The organism is Streptomyces sp. NPDC049970 (assembly GCF_040660235.1).
Taxonomy (GTDB): domain Bacteria; phylum Actinomycetota; class Actinomycetes; order Streptomycetales; family Streptomycetaceae; genus Streptomyces.
This window is the reverse complement of the sequence record NZ_JBFALP010000063.1, coordinates 1-1,174: the sequence shown is the minus strand read 5'-3', so window position 1 is coordinate 1,174 and position 1,174 is coordinate 1. Positions and strand designations below refer to the sequence as shown.

Genomic DNA, 1,174 nt, shown 5'->3' with positions numbered 1-1,174 from the left:
GGCCGGCCCGGTGTCCGCCGACGCCGTCGCGCGGTGGCGTGCGGTGCTGGACGGGCGGACGGCGCCGGCGGAGCCGTCCGCGGTGTGAGGGGTCAGCCGGCCAGCTGAGCCGGCAGGGGCGTCGCGTGGGTGACGATCAGGCCGGAGACCGCGCGGGTCAGGGCCACGTACAGGCGGCGCAGCCCGGTGCGTTCGTCCGGTTCGCCGTCGACCACCGCCTGAGGTTCGTCCAGCACCACGTAGTCGTACTCCAGGCCCTTGGCGAGGGAGGCCGGGACCAGGGTGAGGCGGGTCTCGGCGGTCGTCTCCTCACCCGGGGAGAGGTGGGCGAGCCCGGCGGCGGTGAGCGCGTCGGCGAGGGCCGGGATCCGGGCGTCGGCGGCGATCAGCCCGAGGGAGCCCTCGCGGCGCAGCAGCTCCTCGCAGGCGGCGACCACCTGGGCGTCGCGTGCGGTGGGATCCGCGTCCGGGTCGAGCGCGCGGACCTCGAAGAAACCCGGGTTCTCGCGGACGGAGGCGACCGGGGTCAGGCCGGGCGCGATGCGCGGCAGCAGCCGGGAGGCGTAGGTGATCACGTCGGTCGGCACGCGGAAACCGGCGGTCAGTTCCTCGACCACCCCGTCGGGCTTGCCGAGGTGGGACAGCGCCTCCTCCCAGGTGCGGGTCGCCCACGGGGTGGTGCCCTGGGCGAGGTCGCCGAGGACGGTGGCCGAACCGGTGGAGCAGCGCCGGCCGACCGCCCGGTACTGCATGGGCGACAGGTCCTGCGCCTCGTCCAGGACCACGTGCCCGAGGGAGGGCGTGCGCTCCACCAGGTCGGCGGCCTCGTCGATCAGCACGGCATCGGCCGGTGACCACTTCGCCGACCTCACCGACCGGGCGGGCTTCGTCCACAGGATCGCCTTCTGCTCCTCCTCGGTGAGGATCCCCTCGGCGTGCTCGGCGAGGAAGGCGGCGTCCGACAGCAGCCGCAGCACCAGCTTGGCCGGGTCGACCTGCGGCCAGATCGCCTTCACGGCGGCCTTCACCGCGGCGTTGCGGGCGACGGCGTCCTGCACCCGGTCGTCCGGGGCCTCGCCCGCCCGCTCCATCTGCACCAGCACGGCGTGCGCGATCCGCTGCGGCAGCGCCTCGCGCGCGGCGCCGTAGCGGATGCCGCGCCGCAGCAACTCCT

Annotated in this window: 1 protein-coding gene; it reads right to left on the bottom strand. The window is 75.4% G+C overall.

What is annotated here, in order from left to right; genetic code table 11:
- Positions 1 to 92: 92 nt before the first annotated feature.
- On the bottom strand, positions 93 to 1,174 hold a 1,082-nt coding region (locus tag AB0I83_RS31480; protein WP_363307054.1), incomplete at its 5' end, for an ATP-binding domain-containing protein.